17 protein-coding genes are annotated in these 17,472 nt (G+C 40.0%); 11 read left to right on the top strand and 6 right to left on the bottom strand.

Annotation, left to right across the window (positions count from 1 at the left end; all coding sequences use genetic code 11):
- The first annotated feature begins 323 nt into the window (after positions 1 to 323).
- From NPX99_RS05190 to NPX99_RS05165, 7 genes are all read left to right on the top strand, one after another.
- A complete protein-coding gene (locus tag NPX99_RS05190) occupies positions 324 to 782 on the top strand; it encodes a hypothetical protein (protein WP_269030831.1) in 459 nt (152 codons plus the stop codon).
- On the top strand, positions 779 to 1,903 hold the full coding sequence (locus tag NPX99_RS05185; protein ID WP_269030830.1) for a tail fiber domain-containing protein: 1,125 nt from the start codon (positions 779 to 781) through the stop codon (positions 1,901 to 1,903). Before NPX99_RS05190 ends, NPX99_RS05185 begins: the two co-directional genes overlap by 4 nt.
- The gene (locus NPX99_RS05180) at positions 1,900 to 2,901 is read left to right on the top strand and encodes a phage tail protein (protein WP_269030829.1); all 1,002 of its coding nucleotides are present in this window, start codon (positions 1,900 to 1,902) and stop codon (positions 2,899 to 2,901) included. The genes NPX99_RS05185 and NPX99_RS05180 overlap by 4 nt, the downstream gene beginning before the upstream one ends.
- Positions 2,902 to 3,122: 221 nt before the next feature.
- Positions 3,123 to 3,407 carry a hypothetical protein gene (locus tag NPX99_RS05175; RefSeq protein ID WP_269030828.1) on the top strand — a complete coding sequence of 95 codons (285 nt, stop codon included), beginning with the start codon at positions 3,123 to 3,125 and terminating at the stop codon, positions 3,405 to 3,407.
- Between the two features lie 298 nt (positions 3,408 to 3,705).
- The gene (locus NPX99_RS08810) at positions 3,706 to 3,927 is read left to right on the top strand and encodes a glycoside hydrolase family protein (RefSeq protein ID WP_442864049.1); all 222 of its coding nucleotides are present in this window, start codon (positions 3,706 to 3,708) and stop codon (positions 3,925 to 3,927) included.
- A 303-nt stretch (positions 3,928 to 4,230) separates the two neighbouring features.
- Positions 4,231 to 4,674 carry a hypothetical protein gene (locus NPX99_RS05170; RefSeq protein WP_269030827.1) on the top strand — a complete coding sequence of 148 codons (444 nt, stop codon included), beginning with the start codon at positions 4,231 to 4,233 and terminating at the stop codon, positions 4,672 to 4,674.
- A gap of 1,469 nt (positions 4,675 to 6,143) precedes the next feature.
- A complete protein-coding gene (locus NPX99_RS05165; protein ID WP_269030826.1) occupies positions 6,144 to 6,932 on the top strand; it encodes a DUF4167 domain-containing protein in 789 nt (262 codons plus the stop codon).
- Positions 6,933 to 7,384: 452 nt separating this feature from the next.
- Here NPX99_RS05165 and NPX99_RS05160 read toward each other — a convergent pair whose 3' ends face one another.
- Positions 7,385 to 7,831 (bottom strand): hypothetical protein, encoded by a 447-nt coding sequence (locus NPX99_RS05160; protein WP_269030908.1) that lies wholly within the window; start codon positions 7,829 to 7,831, stop codon positions 7,385 to 7,387.
- 62 nt (positions 7,832 to 7,893) lie between these two features.
- Entirely contained in the window at positions 7,894 to 8,277 is a 384-nt protein-coding gene (locus tag NPX99_RS05155; RefSeq protein WP_269030825.1) for a hypothetical protein, read from the bottom strand.
- 99 nt (positions 8,278 to 8,376) lie between these two features.
- On the opposite strand from NPX99_RS05155, the gene NPX99_RS05150 reads away from it, so the two are divergent.
- Positions 8,377 to 8,514 carry a hypothetical protein gene (locus NPX99_RS05150; protein WP_269030824.1) on the top strand — a complete coding sequence of 46 codons (138 nt, stop codon included), beginning with the start codon at positions 8,377 to 8,379 and terminating at the stop codon, positions 8,512 to 8,514.
- A 110-nt stretch (positions 8,515 to 8,624) separates the two neighbouring features.
- Here the strand turns inward: NPX99_RS05150 and NPX99_RS05145 are convergent, their stop codons facing one another.
- Both NPX99_RS05145 and NPX99_RS05140 read right to left on the bottom strand, forming a co-directional pair.
- Positions 8,625 to 9,638, bottom strand: a complete 1,014-nt coding sequence (locus NPX99_RS05145; RefSeq protein ID WP_269030823.1) for a PAS domain-containing sensor histidine kinase — start codon at positions 9,636 to 9,638, stop codon at positions 8,625 to 8,627.
- Positions 9,639 to 9,659: 21 nt separating this feature from the next.
- A complete protein-coding gene (locus NPX99_RS05140) occupies positions 9,660 to 10,454 on the bottom strand; it encodes a response regulator (RefSeq protein ID WP_269030822.1) in 795 nt (264 codons plus the stop codon).
- A 170-nt stretch (positions 10,455 to 10,624) separates the two neighbouring features.
- Between NPX99_RS05140 and NPX99_RS05135 the strand changes: the two genes are divergently transcribed.
- From NPX99_RS05135 to NPX99_RS05125, 3 genes are all read left to right on the top strand, one after another.
- Positions 10,625 to 10,828, top strand: a complete 204-nt coding sequence (locus NPX99_RS05135) for a NepR family anti-sigma factor (RefSeq protein WP_269030821.1) — start codon at positions 10,625 to 10,627, stop codon at positions 10,826 to 10,828.
- Positions 10,829 to 10,835: 7 nt separating this feature from the next.
- Entirely contained in the window at positions 10,836 to 11,390 is a 555-nt protein-coding gene (locus NPX99_RS05130; protein WP_269030820.1) for an RNA polymerase sigma factor, read from the top strand.
- 228 nt (positions 11,391 to 11,618) lie between these two features.
- Entirely contained in the window at positions 11,619 to 13,049 is a 1,431-nt protein-coding gene (locus NPX99_RS05125; protein WP_269030819.1) for a sensor histidine kinase, read from the top strand.
- Positions 13,050 to 13,101: 52 nt separating this feature from the next.
- Here NPX99_RS05125 and NPX99_RS05120 read toward each other — a convergent pair whose 3' ends face one another.
- Complete coding sequence (locus NPX99_RS05120; protein WP_329957939.1) at positions 13,102 to 14,619, bottom strand: metallophosphoesterase; 1,518 nt, start codon at positions 14,617 to 14,619, stop codon at positions 13,102 to 13,104.
- Between the two features lie 643 nt (positions 14,620 to 15,262).
- Positions 15,263 to 17,254 (bottom strand): M23 family metallopeptidase, encoded by a 1,992-nt coding sequence (locus tag NPX99_RS05115; protein ID WP_269030818.1) that lies wholly within the window; start codon positions 17,252 to 17,254, stop codon positions 15,263 to 15,265.
- Positions 17,255 to 17,472: the final 218 nt, after the last annotated feature.

Raw genomic sequence — 17,472 nt, 5'->3', positions numbered from 1 at the left:
ATGCCATTGAAACAAAAAATTATGCGATAGGGCACGGGTGCTTGAAAGGAACGTGCGGTAGAGCGTGGATGCTTGAAAGGAGCATGCACGAGAGCGTGGGTGCTTGAATAGGGGGCGCGTGGTAGGGCACGGGTGCTTGAAAGGAGCGTGCGGAGGGCAAGCGCCTGAATAAGGGCGTGTGGTAGCGTGTTGTTATAATGAAGGGTGGTGGTGTGCTTCTTCTTAAGAGACCAGGTTAAGGTGGTTTTATAAAACAAGAGGTTTGCATGCTTCATAAGGGAAAGAGAGCTTGGCTTTAAAAGAAGGTGGGGAAATTTAAAAATATGATATGGCAACAGGAAAGCCAAAATCTTTATTCTGCTCATCTTACAGAGCAATGGCCATGGGAAAAAATAGCACCCTATCAAGAGGCTCTTAATGCTGCTTTAAAAAAATACGCGAAACGCTTTCCCGATGATGTCTGTTTGGCAACGATTGCTGAGGAACTCGCTACAGGGCAAGCACAATTATGGCTGATCTTAAAAAATAAAACACAGTTTAGTGCCTTTGCGATCACTAAAATTGAAAGAACTCAAAGGGGCAAAAAACACGTCGTCCTTTCAGATCTTGCCGGAGAAGGAGGGCTGGAATTGGTGCCATTGATTGAGAAGGTCGAACAATGGGCGCGTTCAATCCATGCTGAGGAATTACATCTGTTTGGAAGAATTGGGTGGGTGAAAATGCTCGCACGTCACGGATATTCTCGTAATCTTATTCACTATAGAAAGGCTTTGGTTCCATGAGAAAAAAAGTAACACCTCAAGTGCAAACAACAACACAGACAAATGCACCACCCGCTTGGGCTGCAGAGATCTTTAAAAAAGCTAGTGCTCAAGCGCTCGATCTTTATAATAATGGTATCGGAGGCAATGTTTATCAGGGGGAACGCACCGCTGGTCTTAGCGATATGACAAAAAATGCCCTCACCGGTTTAGAGAGCGCTGCGCGTCAATATAACAATCCTGCTTTGACACAATGGTTTAATGCACCAACGCAAAGCGCTACAAATCTCCTCAATATGGCAAAGGGAGACTGGATTGGAGGCAATAGTAAATTTAATGCTGCTTTGCAAAATGCTTTGAGTAAAACCTCTGATGCCATTAATCAATCGATGTCTGGGGCGGGGCGCTATGGCTCTGGGGCACATACCGGTGTGCTCGCCGATGAGCTCGGTGCTTTGGCTACAAATGCTACAGCGCAACAGTATAATCAAGATATCAATAATATGATGAATGCCAATCAGATGATTGATCGCTCTTTGCGTGACCAAGTAAATGCCGCTAACAGCTACTATCAAGGGCAAAGCAACGCACAAGCCAATGCTTTGAAGGGCGGAATGATTCAAGATCTCAACCGTCAAAGTGCTTTGGATGCAGAGCGCCAAAAATGGATTGAACAAGATAATCAAGGATGGAGCCGGTTGGCGCAATTGTTGGGTGTGGGAACTCAAGCCGCTGGAAATTACGGAACAAAATCAGGAAATTCAACAACTATGCCTTCCATTACAAAAGATCCCTTACGTGATGCTCAGCAAGTGCTGGGATTGGTGGGTGGAATCTTAGGACTTTGTGATGTGAGAGCGAAAGAAAATATCACTCTTGTGGGTGAGAAAAATGGCTATCCACTTTATCTCTTTAATTATAAAGGAAATCCACAACGCTATCGGGGCGTTCTTGCCCAAGATGTGCTGCGTTTGAAGCCCGATGCCGTTTTTATCAATGCAAAGACAAAATTCTTGCATGTCGATTATCATAAACTTGGCTTTCAAATGGAAAAGGTCACAACGCCTAAAAAGAAAATCGCCGCTTTCTTTTCTTCGCTTTTTGCTCGTCTTCGCTTTTTGCAAAAAGGATATGTTCTATGAGTTCGATTTATGATTGGTCATTGTTCGCATTGGAAAATGCTTCCGCCGATGAAGATATAAATTGGGCAGAAGGACAACCTCCAAGTTCCGTCAATGATAGTGCGCGCGCTATGATGCAACGTATCAAAGAATATCTCTTCGATAATGGAGGGGGAATCGAAACAAAATTTACCGTCGATGAGGACACAAACAGAACAGCTATTTGTTTAGTTACCAAATCGCCTTTCGAAGCTTATGTCAATGGTATTGTGGTGCGCTTTAAAGCACAAGGAGTGAATAGAGGAATCACAAATGTTGCCTTAAACGGATTGCCTTCGCGACCCGTTTATCAGATAACCTCAGAGGGTATCGCCCCTTTAAAGGGGGGAGAAATCCAAAAGCGAGGGCTTTATGAGTTGGTCTATACTTGTGATATTGCTGGGGAAAACGCCGATGGCTGGTTTTTAACCAATCCTACCATAAAACTCCCTGAAATTCCCAAACTTCCTCCCTTACCCGAAAGTTTTTCCTCTGGCTTTATTGGCACTTTTGCTATGGAAAAAGTGCCTGCTGGTTGGCTTTTGTGCGATGGGCAAGAATATTCACGCAAGGAGTATGCGGGCCTTTTTGCTGCTCTTGGTACAACATGGGGACAGGGAGATGGGTGGGAAACATTCAATGTTCCTGATTTGCGTGGAATGTTTTTGCGTGGGCTTGATAGTGCACAAAAGATTGATAAAGGACGCCTTTTGGGAAGTAGGCAAGAAGATTCTTTTAAAAACCATACCCATCAAGGGAAAACAGATTCTGCTGGCAATCACCAACATAGTTTTATAGGGATCAAAGACATGGCAGCAGCCTCTCCTAATGAGTGGAAATGTTATCCATATGGACGAGATAGAACAAATTCTTTGACAGCATTCGCAGGAGAGCATACACATACAGTCATTTTAGAAGCCACAGGGGGAAATGAAACACGTCCTGTCAATGTCGCAGTGATTTATGCCGTGAAAACGTGAAAACACCCTCTTTTTGCATGACTTTTAAAAAACGCTTTAAGCGTTGTTGAAAAAAATACGTTAAAATATTTAAAATAGAAAGTGTTTCCAGTTTGGTGGTATTTTTTAGAAACTTTTCAATAAGGTATCGATGTCTGTCTGTAAAAGCGCGCTGGGGAAAAGGTGTCCAAATACGCTGATGTCATGCATCATTTATTCTGTAACAAATATGAGGACATAGTATGGCACTCTTTCCTTTTTCTATCTCTGACATTGATGAGCCTGAACATATTCGTGTGGTTCTTTATGCCAGTGGACGAATGGGACATGCCCCTCTCAATGCATTGCTGAAAAAAAATGACCAAGATATCGAGCGCTTTGACAAAAAACAAAGCAAAAACATCTCGCAATTGGTGCAGCGTATAGAGGATTTGGAACAGCAATTGAAAATAATGATGAAAGATCTTGAGAATCTCAAACAAAGTGGTCAAGAGAGTGAGAGAGAGCATGAAGATCTCAAATCATGAGCGATGGAAACATTAAAAGCGATCATGCAAATGGATTTCTTGGCATAAATGAAGATCTATCTACTGATTTTTTGCCGTTTTATCTATGAAAGGAAATATAGATTTATCTGCGGAAAAAAATGCTTTGGTCGATTTTCTATTGTCTGCAAAGCCTATGTCCAGTGCTAAGACGTACGAAAAATTTTATAAGAGTTTGTGCTTGTTAAAACCTTGCCCTTACTTAAGCCAATGAGAAGATTTTGCTTGGTCAACTTCGTAAGATTGCATGAATGTGTGTGTCATCGGTTATAGTTAGAGCGTGTGGGGAGCCTCTTTTGCGGAGGTGAAAATGTCAATGTTTCAAAAAGAAATAACGAAAAGCAAAGCGAAAATCCTTCAAGGAAGAAATTTGGCACAATTTGAGAAAATCATTGAACCGAGGCGTAAAGGGGCTTTAAGCAATAAGCAATTTGGTGCTGTTGTGTCTTTTTGCTATAAACTGGGGATAGAAGTCTTTTGCGATTTGTATGTGCGGTGTTGACCTTTATAAAAGTTGTATAGCATTTTATTCTCATGGTTCGTAAAATAGAGTGTTCTTGAGGATGGTGATGTAAGGCACATTTATACAGAGGGAAAGACAGTGCCTTTCTGTTTTGTTTTGTATAAATGTGCGATAAATGCGTCAAGTTGTCATGAAACATGTGAGGCAGAAGTTGCTTAGTGCGCTAAAGTGTTTGATATAAAAAATAGAGCGTTTGGTGCTGTAACATGCTTTTAAACATTGATGCTTCTCTTACTTTTGCTATAAAAAGCTTATTTTGAGACGCTAAAGGACAAAGTCTTTATGGAAAAAAGAATCCGCGCGCGGCAAAATGCTTATTTAAAAAAAATATGTCGCAAGGCCATGTTGGTTTGTCTGTTCCTTTTTGGTGTTGTGGCATTGTGTTTTGGTGTTGTAAAAATGATTGACTCTTTTTCTTCTCAAAAACAATTCATACAACAAGCTCCTGTGGCATTGACGATTCCGGTTTTTGATTTGCGCGTCTATTGCAAAGAAATTTCTGCCTCAGTGATGCCCGATATGAAGAAGGAAATATATCAGCGTTGTATTAACTTGGAAAGCGAAGCCTATTTTACTATTCGTGAAATGTGGGATACACTCTCTGATGCTGCAAAGAAAAAATGTGTGAAAATAGTACGACCGGGGGATGGAAATTATTTTCTCTTACGGGATTGCCTTTTCAATGAAAAAGAACATGAAAAAAGTAAAGTGCGTAATCACTTTTAAATTTTAACAAGAAAATTTAATATTCTGCGCAATTTGATGAACAATACAAAAGTTTAATCTTTAAAAAAGAGCGTATTTTGTAATGCTTATGCCATTTTACAATAACACCCTATGAGAAAAGCAGAAATGACAATGAAGTTTGATAAAAGCTTCTTTATTATTTAATGATTGAAAGATATTACAAAATTCACAAAAGTAAAAAGAGAAACACTGGTCAGAGAAACACTGGTCATTGTCTGGCGTCTTTATTATAGGTCTCGCTTGAGAGAGAAAAGAAAGGCAAAAACCATACTTTTTGCTATTGGTTCTGAAAAAGCAGAAAAATCGTTCATTTTTATGATAGAGTATGTACATGTTTCGCTTGAGGAATGTTATCAAGATAAACCATAAAAATGTCGTATTATTATTGGTAGATCTGTCTATTAGAGCATGCGTTATAATGTGTGAGAGGTGAGAAAAGGTTTTTTGCATTTCTTTGTGGTAAGACCCATTATTTTGTCCTTTGTCACTGTTCCATGGCTTTCCGATAGCTTTTCTTTGCAACTACCGAAGAGGGAGTTTTTAGAAAGATTTTTGGCAGGAAGCTGTCTGGTTGTGGGAAAAGTGAATTATCTGAGGTTTTTTGCTCAAAAAACGTTGAATTTCTCACTCTTAAAAGGAACCTCCTTTTCCAAAATCCGTTGTGGTGGGGATGAAGCCGTTAGCAGAGACACTCCTTATAGCGTTTTGGTAGGTAGCAATAAAAGCCGCATATCTGAAACTTTTAAATAACATGCTATTGAGCAATTGGCTCGCTTTGACAAGAGAACCGTCAAGAGAACCGCTTTGCTGATAATTAAAGGATTTGAAGTGTGCTTTCTGTTCAACAGTGTATAAAAAATGAGAGATTTGTGAAGAGAGAGTGGATTATCGTTTACAAAGGTCTTGCTTTAATGCAAAAGAAAGACTATATTCGAAATGTGAATACGTTCATGCAATGACTCGTGGGGGTGTAAGTACTTATGAGTTAAGTGCGATGTGGGGCAGGGAATATCGGCGTTTTTAGAATCAATCGGTCATTTTAAAGCGAAAAAAGAGCTTCTCTTTATTCTCTGATAGAATTTATTCTTTTACTAGGGGTATCGCATGCATGTTCTTTTTTGTTTTTCCACAAGATGGTTATTTTTTTAGTAAAATATGGTCTATTTTAAAAAAAAATACTTGGCATTTTAATACTTGGCATTTTATATGGACATCACTGGGTTTTTGCTGGTTAACAGAGAAATAGGGAATTTAAGTTTGCGGTTTCCCTACTGTTTTTGTAATTTTCAAAAAATACATGTTTTTATCAAATATCAGTAGGTATCATTTAAGTAAAATAAAACGTGGATGGTCTGATAACCGTATTTTAGGCATGACCAGCATTATCGGAAAATAGTGCAATTAAAAGAGTCAATTAAGACACACATACTCCAAAAAAAGGGACAAAGATGAGGCCACAACAAAATAGACGGGTACGCGGTCGCAATAATAACAGTAATGGTAATAATAACAACAATAATCGTCGTGGACCTAACCCGTTATCTCGAAATTATGAAAGTAGCGGTCCAGATGTTAAGATTCGCGGAAATGCGCAGCAAATTGCTGACAAGTACATAAGTCTCGCGCGTGATGCTCAGGGGGCTGGTGATCGCGTTATGTCAGAGAATTATCTCCAACATGCGGAGCATTATTTGCGTATTATTCTCGCAGCGGTTGGCCAAAATTCCCAATCTGCTAAACGTGATGAAAACCGTGATGAGAGCCGTGATGAAAACAATGAGCAAGAATACGGTGAAATAAACACTGAGGGTGAGAGAAAAGACACTGTCAGTTGTGATACGGACATCTCTCAAATACGAGCGCAAGAAAATGGTCGTGGTCAATACACTAAGCCACAAAATGGATGCGCATATGGAGAGGCATTAAAGGCACCTGCTTTGTTAGATGAGGAAAGTGATCAAGAGCAATGCGCTGCTGAAGAAAGTGTTGAACCTGTCAAGAAAATACGTCGCTCTTCACGTCGACGTACTGTCCGTGCCCAAGAAAAAGCCCCCCTTGAGCTTCCAGGTTTTGAACTTTCAAAGGCTGCATTAGAAACTTCTCAAAATGGTGAGGTATCACAAAATGGTGATGCGTCGACAGAAAAAACGGCTTCTTTTCCTGTCTTGGGTGAAGAGATACAGAGAAAGCCGCGTCGTCGTCGGGTAGCAACATCTTCGGCCGAGGAAAATGTTTAAAAATCATCAAGCAGCATGAAAGCGCTTATGGGTGGCGGGCTTAATGGTGTTAGACTGTATTTCTCTTGAGAAAGAGCCTATCTTGAGCTTTTAGGTTTTGAACTTTCAAAGGGGGGGCAGAAATTTCTCAAAATGCTGGTGCGTTGAGAGAAAAAGTTGCTTTTCCTGTTTAAAGAAACTGAACTATTTATAGAAAGAGAAACAATCTTTTCTAAAACCATACTGCTAAACAGGCTTGGTTCTTATTGACAGGAAGCATTTGTGCTTCAAAATATCCATTGCAAGTGATGAGGTGTTGCATTTCTTAGCTGAAAAGATGCAGAGGGAACCACGTCGATGTCGCGTGGGGCAATATGTTTGGCAGAGGAAGATGCTTAGCCAAGAGCGATGTTTTAGACCCTTGTGAGGTTAGTCCCTTGTGAGGTTAGTCTCTTGTGAGGCGTGTTATCACTTTAATGGGGGAGGGATGCGCTTTCTGTTGTTTCACAGATAAGTACAGCAATCAGCGCACCGGTATAATAATTATAGACCATGAACTTTGTCTGTCCCTCTGGTGTTAAAACTTTCAAGACAATGTTCTGTTCCGAAAGGCTTTGCGACAAAATTTGTGTTTCTTTCGGTAAGGAGAGTGTATGGTAAACGGTTTTTTGATTTATCCTATGAGAGGAAAAAGGGGTTGTTTGTTGAGGCGCTGAATTTGTTGCTACAATTTTGTAGATTACTCCAAAGAGTACGACAAGAATAAGAATAAGCGTTATGAGCATAGAAATAAACATGAAACGCATAAGCTTTTTTCTTACGCGTTCTACCGCGGGGTCTAAGGGAGGGTAATCTTGAGGCAATGTACATTGCTCTGCGTGATGGTCTTTTGAAGATTGAATGTGTTGATTATCCATCATGCGCTCCTCTTCCATTGGTTTTTTCCTGCCGATTATTTTGGGGGCCTGATGGGTTTAGGCTTTTAAGTTTTTTTGTGCAAGTGGTTTGTGGAAGAAGGATGGAGAAGAGGCAAGGATGGTGGTAAAATATCTTCTTCGTGCTCTTTAGACATTTTATCATTTATCGTTTGATTTTTAAGCAGGGTTTGACTTTTAAGCAGAAAATTTCCGCGGTTTGTTACAAACCAGATCAATTTTACTTCTTGTTGGTGTAAGTTTGCTTGTATGCTTGTACATTGGGCAAAAATTTGTTGCCCATAAGAGGCAATTTTTTTTGTGGATGGTATCATGGCTTGTTCACAGGCTTGAGCTGTTGGGTAAGTTTTAACCATTGTGTTGTTAGAATAACAGCTGTTAAAATCATCTGTACATGAAACCAAGAGAAGAAGAAAAACGAGGGTATTCATAAAATATTTTCCAAATGAGAGGTTGACAGGATAAAAACGGATATGTCAGCCTCGGGGCGTCTTCTTATGAAAAAACGTTTTTAAAGGTTTTAGGTTCCGGTGGGCTGTTCCGGTGGGCTGTTCCGGTGGGCTGTTCCGGTGGGCTGTTCCGGTGGGCTGTTCCGGTGGGCTGTTCCGGTGGGCTGTTCCGGTGGGCTGTTCCGGTGGGCTGTTCCGGTAAACTCAATTGTAGAATAAATGCTCAGAAATGTATTGTGCAAAAAATATCTTGGTGCTGGACAAGAAAGATCACGAGGTAATTGGGAGGGACTGTTGCTTTTTCATGTTACAGAGTTTTAACCGCTATTTTAAAAAAAAGTGTCAAAATACGTATCAGGAACACACAAGCAATAAACAATTCCCGTCTCTGTTAATTTTAAAGAAGCTGAACCATTGACAGAAACAGGGACAATCTTTTCTAAGACAGTACTGCCAAAACAGGCTTGTTTCTTATTGACAAGAAGCGTTTGCGCTTCAAAACGTTCATTCCAAGTGATGAGAAGTTGCATTTTTCCATTTATTTTTGTGTGGAGTTCACAGCCTACGCAAACACTACCCTTTTCTTGTGATAAAGCGCCGAAAGAAAGAGAATTCACAATGAGTTCATGAAAAGCCAAACCAATATGTAAAGCCGCATTGGGAAAAAGATAAGGATCTATGCCTTCAAGTGAAAAACGTTCTGTCTCTTTTATCAAATAGCCCAAAGCTTGCGTTTGTACCAATTCGCGAAATTGGGCACCGCGCCAATCAGAATCGGTAATGAGATCTTGAGAATGAGAAAGAGAGTGAAGGCGTCCTTGAAATTTGCGTAAAAAAATCTGAAGAGACTCAGTATAGCGTGCCGTTTGACTAGCTATACTTTGAATGATGGCGAGAAGATTTTTAGAACGGTGACTCACTTCCCGAAGAAGTATTTTCAATACTTGTTCACGGCGACGTAAGCCTGAAATATCAACACCGGTGGTGATAATACCGATAATGTCTCCATGATCATTGCGGTGGCAGTCGATAGAAAATTTATACCACATTGCTTGTTTGGACATATCTTCAAACCGTGCTTCAATGGTTTGCATCTTGCCGGTGGCTAAAACTTGCAATTTGATTGTTTCCATATTGTCTGCCAGATCAAGTGAAAAAAAATCACTGTCACGACATCCTACCCGCCATTTATGATGCAAATGCTGTGGTAGGTTTTCTGCCCATAAATAAACCAAATTTGTTGTCTGGTATAAAACAAAAATATCTGCACCACGGATCGCTTGCATGAGAGCGCTAAGATGGGATTTATCCATAGGGGGCTTTGGAATGGGCGTAACGATCATTTTGCAAAATGTTAATCTGTTTTAGGCGGCTTTCGAAGCATTCTCTTGAAAAAATAAAGCCTGGGAAATAAGCGCTTTCACCATATCAGGATTAAAGGGTTTGGTGACTAAAAAAGTCGGTTCTGGCCGTTCTCCAGTTAATAATCTTTCAGGAAAAGCCGTGATAAAGATTACAGGAATCTGGTCATTTTGCAAAATGTCATTGACCGCATCAATGCCTGAACTGTTATCGGCCAATTGAATATCAGCCAAAATCAAACGGGGCTTTTTCTTATGATACATAATGACAGCTTCATCACGGGTGCGCGCTATTCCTACCACCCGATGACCTAAGCTTTCTACCATTTGTTCAATGTCTAGTGCAATGAGAGGCTCGTCTTCAATAATCATAACTTCTGTAGCAATTTGTTGAGAAATATCCGTCGAGGCTTGGTTAAGCAGCGTGCGAAACGCTTTCGCGTCAAGATCCATGACTTCACGGGCTTCTTGTTCATTAAATCCTTCAACCGCAATCAATAAAAATGCTTGGCGTGCACGCGGAGTAAGGTACGATAATTTGGCGTTGGTTTTTTGTTCAAGTCCAAATTGTGGAAGTGGTTCAGGTATATTAGGGGTGGTTTGGTCAAAAAGATGACAAAACAGCCAATAGGTACCAATGCGATCACTGGATGTTTTGGGAAAAATGGAAATATCGGCAATAAGTGCCTCCAACATCGCTGACACATAAGCATCACCAGAGGATTGGCTGCCTGTTACAGAACGGGCAAAACGCCGAAGATAAGGAAGATGCGGTGCTATACGCGTGGATAATGACATGTTTATAACTCCTTTGACCTTTGAAGCACTTTGTTGATTGAAATTCTCAAGAGATGAAAAAGTTCCTGTCCTCGTATGGAACTTTTTGCATACAACCATATTTACAACCATAAGGCGAAAAATTCTTCTCGGTGCTACTGATATTATAATATGGATTAGGGGGATAAAAAATGAACGACCGTGATGAAAAAAATCTCACCAATCATTTCATGCGTGGGGATGATCTTCTCGGGGTCAATTGCGAAATAGCACGGAAATTACGCCAGTTTTACATGGAAATTCAAGAAGAAGCCCTACCAGTGCGTTTGCTAGAGCTTTTGGACAGATTGGAGCGCGCAGAGCAATTTCGCTTAAATCATGTGGAAAAGGTATAAATCCACTATGTTAGAGGGCGTGAAAAACTTTAAACAAGAACTTCTTTCTGTGTTACCAGCCTTGCGCGCTTTTGCACTTTCTTTAAGTGGAAGACACGATAAAGCGGAGGATTTGGTCCAAGATACCGTTATGAAGGCATGGGCAAAGCAGGACAGTTTTGAAATGGGAACAAATCTGAAAGCTTGGCTTTTTACAATTTTGCGTAATGAATTCTATAGCCAAATGCGTAAAAAAGGGAGAGAAGTTCAAGACACCGATGGTATATTGACTCAAAATGTAGCGGTTCATCCTGCTCAATATGGATCACTCGATTTGCAAGATTTCAAAAAAGCCTTAAATATGCTCTCTGCTGATCAAAGAGAAGCCATTATTCTCATTGGAGCCTCTGGTTTTTCTTATGAAGATGCTGCAGCTATTTGTGGTTGTGCTGTGGGGACAATTAAAAGCCGTGTGAGTAGAGCACGCAATCGCTTACAGGAACTTCTTAAAGTCAATGGTGAATCCGATTACGGCCCCGATGCGCATTCCGCTGGAAGCACATTGTGTTCATTTAACGGCTAAAAAAGCATAATAATTATGGTCAATAGCCTTGTTTTTTTTATTCCCGTTATAGCTATTAATGTAAAAGTCAGCATCTGAAGGAATTCAAAGTGTTTAGCATGATTCCTTAAGGAAAAGTGAGGAAAGCCTGTATGAAATCATCCAGCGGGTTTTTTGTGTTATGTTTTATAAGGGCGTTTTCCTTTGTGCTGAAAAATGACAATTTTCAGGTTCGCCAATGGAAATTCTATGACAACAAAGACGAATTTGCTTTCTCATAATCCTTCTTCTGATTCAAGCATGTCAAGCTGGCGTTGGGGAGCAATTGTTGTTTCTCTTGTAATGGCCCTTTTGGCTGCAATCTTTATTATACTGCTCTCAAATGCTGTTGATCGAGAAGTCGCGCAATTGAATACAAGTTCAGAATTGCGTGAACAAGCTGATTTGGTGCTGATTAGTTTAATCGATATGGCTGTTGCTGATCGTAGCTATGCGAAAACCCGAAAGGCAGAAGACAAAGTACGCTTTGAAAATGCTGCACGTGAGATTGACGATATTCTCGATTATACCGCGCTTATTGTTTATGCCCATCCACAATGGTATGAATGGTTTAGCGCTTTTAAAAAAGAGGTCGAAGCACGCAAAGCTTTTATGAATGCCCATATGCATGCCGTGGATGTGATTCCTGACCAATCTTTTCAATCTTCTGTTTCTTTAGAAATTCCCAAGATTCAGGTGGCACGTCTCGCACAATTGATGAAAAGTTTTCTCAATGGTGATGATGCAGTACGACAAAAACAGCGTGAAGGTATAGCGCTTATGCGGGCTGCTTTAACATTGGCGGCGATACTTTCTGTCGTGAGTACTTTTATTTCTGCCTATTTTGTCATTAATCGGTTTCATCGAGATGTGCGCTCCTTAAAGATGTATCAATTGCTGCTTCATAGTGAAAATAGAGCACTTGAAGCACGTGTGAAAGAACGGACACAGGAATTGGAAAGGGCACGCAATCACGCCGAAAAAGAACGTCAACGGGTTGAGATGTTGTTGCAAGATGCAAGTCATCGTATTGGAAATTCACTTGGTACGGTGTCTTCTTTGCTTGGGCTACAGTTAAATCGGAGCAAAAATGAAGAAGTGCGTTCTGTTCTTGGGGCAGCACGTGATCGTATCCAGACAATATCTACAGCCCATCGCCGTTTGCGTTTGAGTGATGATATGGAAACAACTTTGTTGGCAGAATTTCTCAGTTCAGTGGTGCATGATGTTGAATTGGCTGTGCCTTTTGAATTGCGCGAAAATATCACTGTTCACACGAATTTTGAAGATTGTCGGCTATCTTCAAGAGATGCAACAACGCTTGGAATTATTCTTGGTGAATTGCTCACAAATTCTTTCAAACATGCCTTTCCTAATCAGCGCACTGGCCATATTTATATCTCCTTTGGTCCTCAACAAGATGGGCAATTCATGTTGATTGTGGAAGATGATGGGGTCGGCATGAAGAGTCAAAATACAGCGCAAAAAGCAGGTCTTGGTCGTTTGGTTGTTGAACAGCTTTGTATGCAGTTTGGTGAAAAACCACTTTTTGAAACTTCTGTTTTGGGAGGGACAAAAATTGTCATTCCTTTGCCAAAGCTTAGCACGAATGGTTCAAAAGAGGCACAAACGACAACGTAAAAGGGGGGCTTTTAAGACCCCCTTATTTGATAAGAGAAATATAAAAATATTCTTATAAATTACTACAACTGCTTCGAAACCGTTTGGTGATGCCACTTGTCTCTAAATCCTTAATCAGAATAGCTTTCCCTGTTTTTCCATTATACGCTTTAACGTGAATGTCTTTGCCTTGGACATCAACGAGATAGTAGTCTCCTGTGAAGAGTGCTCCTGCTGTATATACAGGGATATTGCCGAAGACTTTATCATCTTCTGCACGGCAATATCTTCGATAATGGTTGTGTCCGACAAAGATGGCTTTGACATTATGAGAGGTAATGATTGATTTAAAGGTAGCAAGATCTGCCGCATTTTGTGGATGAAGAAAATGTGAATCTTTATCTCTATAATAGGGACGCGCATCGTGGAAGTTGAGAATTGTCACTTTTCCTCTTTTATCGGCAGCTTCTAAATCTTTTTTCAACCAATCGAGCGCTTTCGTGATGACGATTTTCGTATAACTATCAGATAAATTCACAGTATAAGTGGGATAATTTTGTAGTTGTACATAGTGGATATCTCCATAATCCCATGAATAACTCAAACTTCCTATTATCATGTTATGAGTGGTTCCAAAGGGTATGAGCTGACGAGACGTTACGTGTTTATTGAATTCAGGTAAAGAACTGCTGTATTTGTCTATTTCTTTGAGCATTCTTTTAACAGCACTTATTGCACATGCATCTTTTGAAAGATTATATATCGGTATTGTGCAGTCACCAACATTATTATAATAATCGTGATTCCCTAGTCCTTCATAGATAGGGTAAGGGATGCTTTTATACACATCTGCATAGTCTTGATAGGTTTGTGGTCGGCCGAATTCAGTCAAGTCGCCGTTGATAATATAAAATGTAGCAGCGTGTGATTCTATGGCTTTTGCTACCTTCTTATTTACTTTTAACCAAGGTTCTCTGTTGCTCCACCCGTTAGGATCGCCAGATCTCAAGCGCCATGGTTGCGGATCGGCTGCTATGACAACAGAATAATTTTTTACCGGCTCTTTTCTTTTTACGTACCAAATGACTCTAGCATTTTTCTCCCCTTCTTCTCTTCGTTCAAAATAATAATTTTTGTTGCTCGAGGTAGCAGAATATTCAGGTTTTCCTGTATAGGGATTATACCAACGGAATGTTAAAAATGTTCCATCATCTTGTATTCTATATTGTATCGCACCACCGGCTCCAAAAAGCCAAGCATTCGATGTTGTTGCTGCTGTTCCTACCGAACCAGGTGCAATGATACTCCCAACCTTTGTCTTCTCCCAGTGTCCTCCTGTTTTCCATTCTCCACGCTCAATTCTTCTAGCAGTTAACACCATAGAAGTAGGTGGATTGTTAAGCTCATTAACGATGTAGACATCTGTTGAACGATCATCAAACGCACTTTGTTGCGGTTTAGGTAATTTTTCGATAAAGCTTCGTCTTGTTTCGTGTGTCACAGAAAGATCTTGAGCGTGAGAAAAATAAGGCTTTATACACACAAAGATGGTAAAAGAAAAAATAGAAATTATTGTATATTTGTATTTCATAAAATTATCACCCAAACAAAATAACTCTATAAAATATTAGACAGGCTTGATCTCATAAGAGCTGTTAAAATTAACTTTTCACACATTAAATTTTTTAGCTCTTTTTTAGACGAGATAACGTATCTGAAAAATATTTATAGCGATAAAAGTTAGATCAAATCGCTCATAAAGCAGAGCTCGATTCTACAGATTCTGTTTCTTAATCGATATCTCTACTTTCTTGCAGCAATTCACAAAGACAAGACCTGAGATCAAAATTTTATGACTTTTGTGTGATAGTTATTTAAAATAAGGCAATGAATGGTAGATTTCATCACCAATAGTGTGGTTTTGTAAGATTTGAGAGGACGCTATACGCTTTAACGTGAATGTCCTTTCCTTGTATAATCATCAATATTATTACAATAATCGTGATATTCTCACCCATTTTTTGGGTTTGAAAAGCCAAGATTAAGAGATGTTACCGCTGTTTTATAGCGCCAGATGCAATCTTCTTCGTAGGTTCTGCATTACCTCAGATCTATAATGTGAGTTTTGTCTAAAGCTTGAGAAAACAATATTTATGCTTTTTTCTTTTATAAGTTTAGGATCTTCTGTTTGCAGAAATATTCAAAACTTTTTGGGCTGTCTATTTATGTGTGGTTTAAGAAGTGTCTTCTGGTGGTGGTGTTGGGCTGTTTAATAAAGAATCAATATTATGTTTTTCGCGCAAGAATGCTTGTAAGTCTTGATTGGTTAAAGCTTTACTGTCCGGGATACGAATGCGCATGGGATCGACTTTTACACCGTTGACAATGATTTCAAAATGACAATGGGGCCCCGTTGCCATCCCTGTTGTTCCGACATAGCCAATAACTTGCCCTTGTCGTACTTTAACGCCTGGTTTGATATCTGGCGCATAACGACTTTGGTGTGAATAACTGCTGATATATCCATTGCTATGTTGAATTTCTGTATGGTTTCCATAACCACCGGTTACACCCATTCTTGTGACAATACCATCTCCTACCGCAATAATGGGCGATCCTTTTGGGGCAACCCAGTCAACGCCTGTATGCATGCGCACATAGCCTAAAATGGGATGCTTGCGTGGTCCAAAGGGAGAACCAAAAACACCATTTGGAGTGGGTTTGCGGAGCAAGAAAGGTTTGGAGCTTTTTCCCTCTGAATCATAATAATCGACAGTTCCGTCTTTTGATTGATAACGGTAATATTTATAAGTCGTATTGCCGAAAGTTGCACTGATATAACGAATTTCAGGGTCTATGTTTGTAGATAATCCTTTTGTTTTTTGATTCTTTTGTCCGTTTTTGGCTTCTTTATCGTTTTGTTGGGGTAAAGCATAAAATATTTCAATCTGGTCACTTGGTGTTATCCGGTTTTTCATATCAATATTGGTGGCAAGCAGACGAATGAGATGCTCAGAGAGAGTGTGTGATATATTATGGCTCAATAAAGCACTATAGAGGGCATCATAAGCTGTTGGTAATTGTGTTGCATTGACATAAGAATGCGGGATACCATTTTGAAAAGCCGTTTTAAGTGCGTTCGACATTTGGGGCTCTGTACTTTCAACAAAGCGCCCTTTATCGTTTAGGGCAATGGTGAGAACATGATACATTCCTTGATAAATGCTTGCACGCACCAGATGATCTTCTTCTCCTGCTTGTGTCACGATACCAATGCGTAAAAGGCTTCCTTCTTTCAGCATATCAGAATGGTAAAACTTGGTTAAAGTGCTCACCACCTGATCAATTTGCTCCTTTGTATAGCTGGTCTCTTTGAAAGCATCGGCTATTTTTTTCTTTTTACGAATGGGAATAATATCTTCAGCATAATTTTTTGTGAGATCAATGCGACGACTTTGCGGGGAAATGGTCACATTTTCTTGAACGATGCGCACCTCAGGAGCTTCTGTAAAGGGGGAGGGTGAGGATAAATCGTCTAATTTTAAAGGATCTATGAGGGTAAGAATGGAAAGAAGTTCACTGGATTTTTCCAAAGAAAATCCAGCGTTTTTTAATTCCTTTTGTACTTCATCATCCGTCATGATATCCGCACCATCAAAGTCACTTTGATCAATGATAAAATCACGGTTGCGTAAGACGATTTTGCTTTCCACTTTCGCTCCGTAAATTTGTCCGGAATCTTGTAATTTGACGGTTCGTATTTTCGAATCACTCGCAAACATGCTTAAAGCATCAAATTTGGGATAATTATATCGATGTGGGCGATTTTCTGCTAAAGCCATGCGAATCCATTCAAAATGTTGTGTTTGAATGACCTGTTCATCTCCTTTTTTTTGCAGAATGGATAATTCAAATTGTCGTTTACTATCAAAACTTTGACGCGCATGGGTGGGAGAAATACGGTCACTTTTATAGCCATTGGCATCAGGATCTTGTGTTTGTGCAAGGTTTTCTGCTGTAAACCATTGTGGAGGTGTTACCAATCTTTGCTGTTCATCAAGGGCGGCAAAAAGTGCAATACCCATAAGAATGCAAGAAGTGATTCCCGTGAGAACCGTTCCTGTAAGCCAACGCACAGAAATTTGTCGTCGAGCTGGCAGCAAGCGTTTGACTACAAGAGCAGGGTCCTGTCCAGGATCGTTTTTCTGTTGTTCGCTATCCCACATGGATTTTTAGAGCACTTTTCAAACATTAAATAAAAGGAGCTAGCATAGCTTAATGTCTTTCTACAAGAATTTGATTCTTGATTATAGAAAAGCAAATCCTCAATTTATACCGTCATCATTCCTCATAATAGCGAAGAGTCGCAGAAGAGCAACAACAGCTTTGAAAAGGATATCAACAGCGCACAACAAATACGCATGCCATCGCACAACATAAGTGC

Origin of the sequence: Bartonella sp. 220B (assembly GCF_026930205.1) — a bacterium.
Lineage (GTDB): Bacteria > Pseudomonadota > Alphaproteobacteria > Rhizobiales > Rhizobiaceae > Bartonella.
The sequence above is the reverse complement of the archived record's forward strand: the minus strand, read 5'-3'. Positions and strand labels throughout refer to the sequence as shown.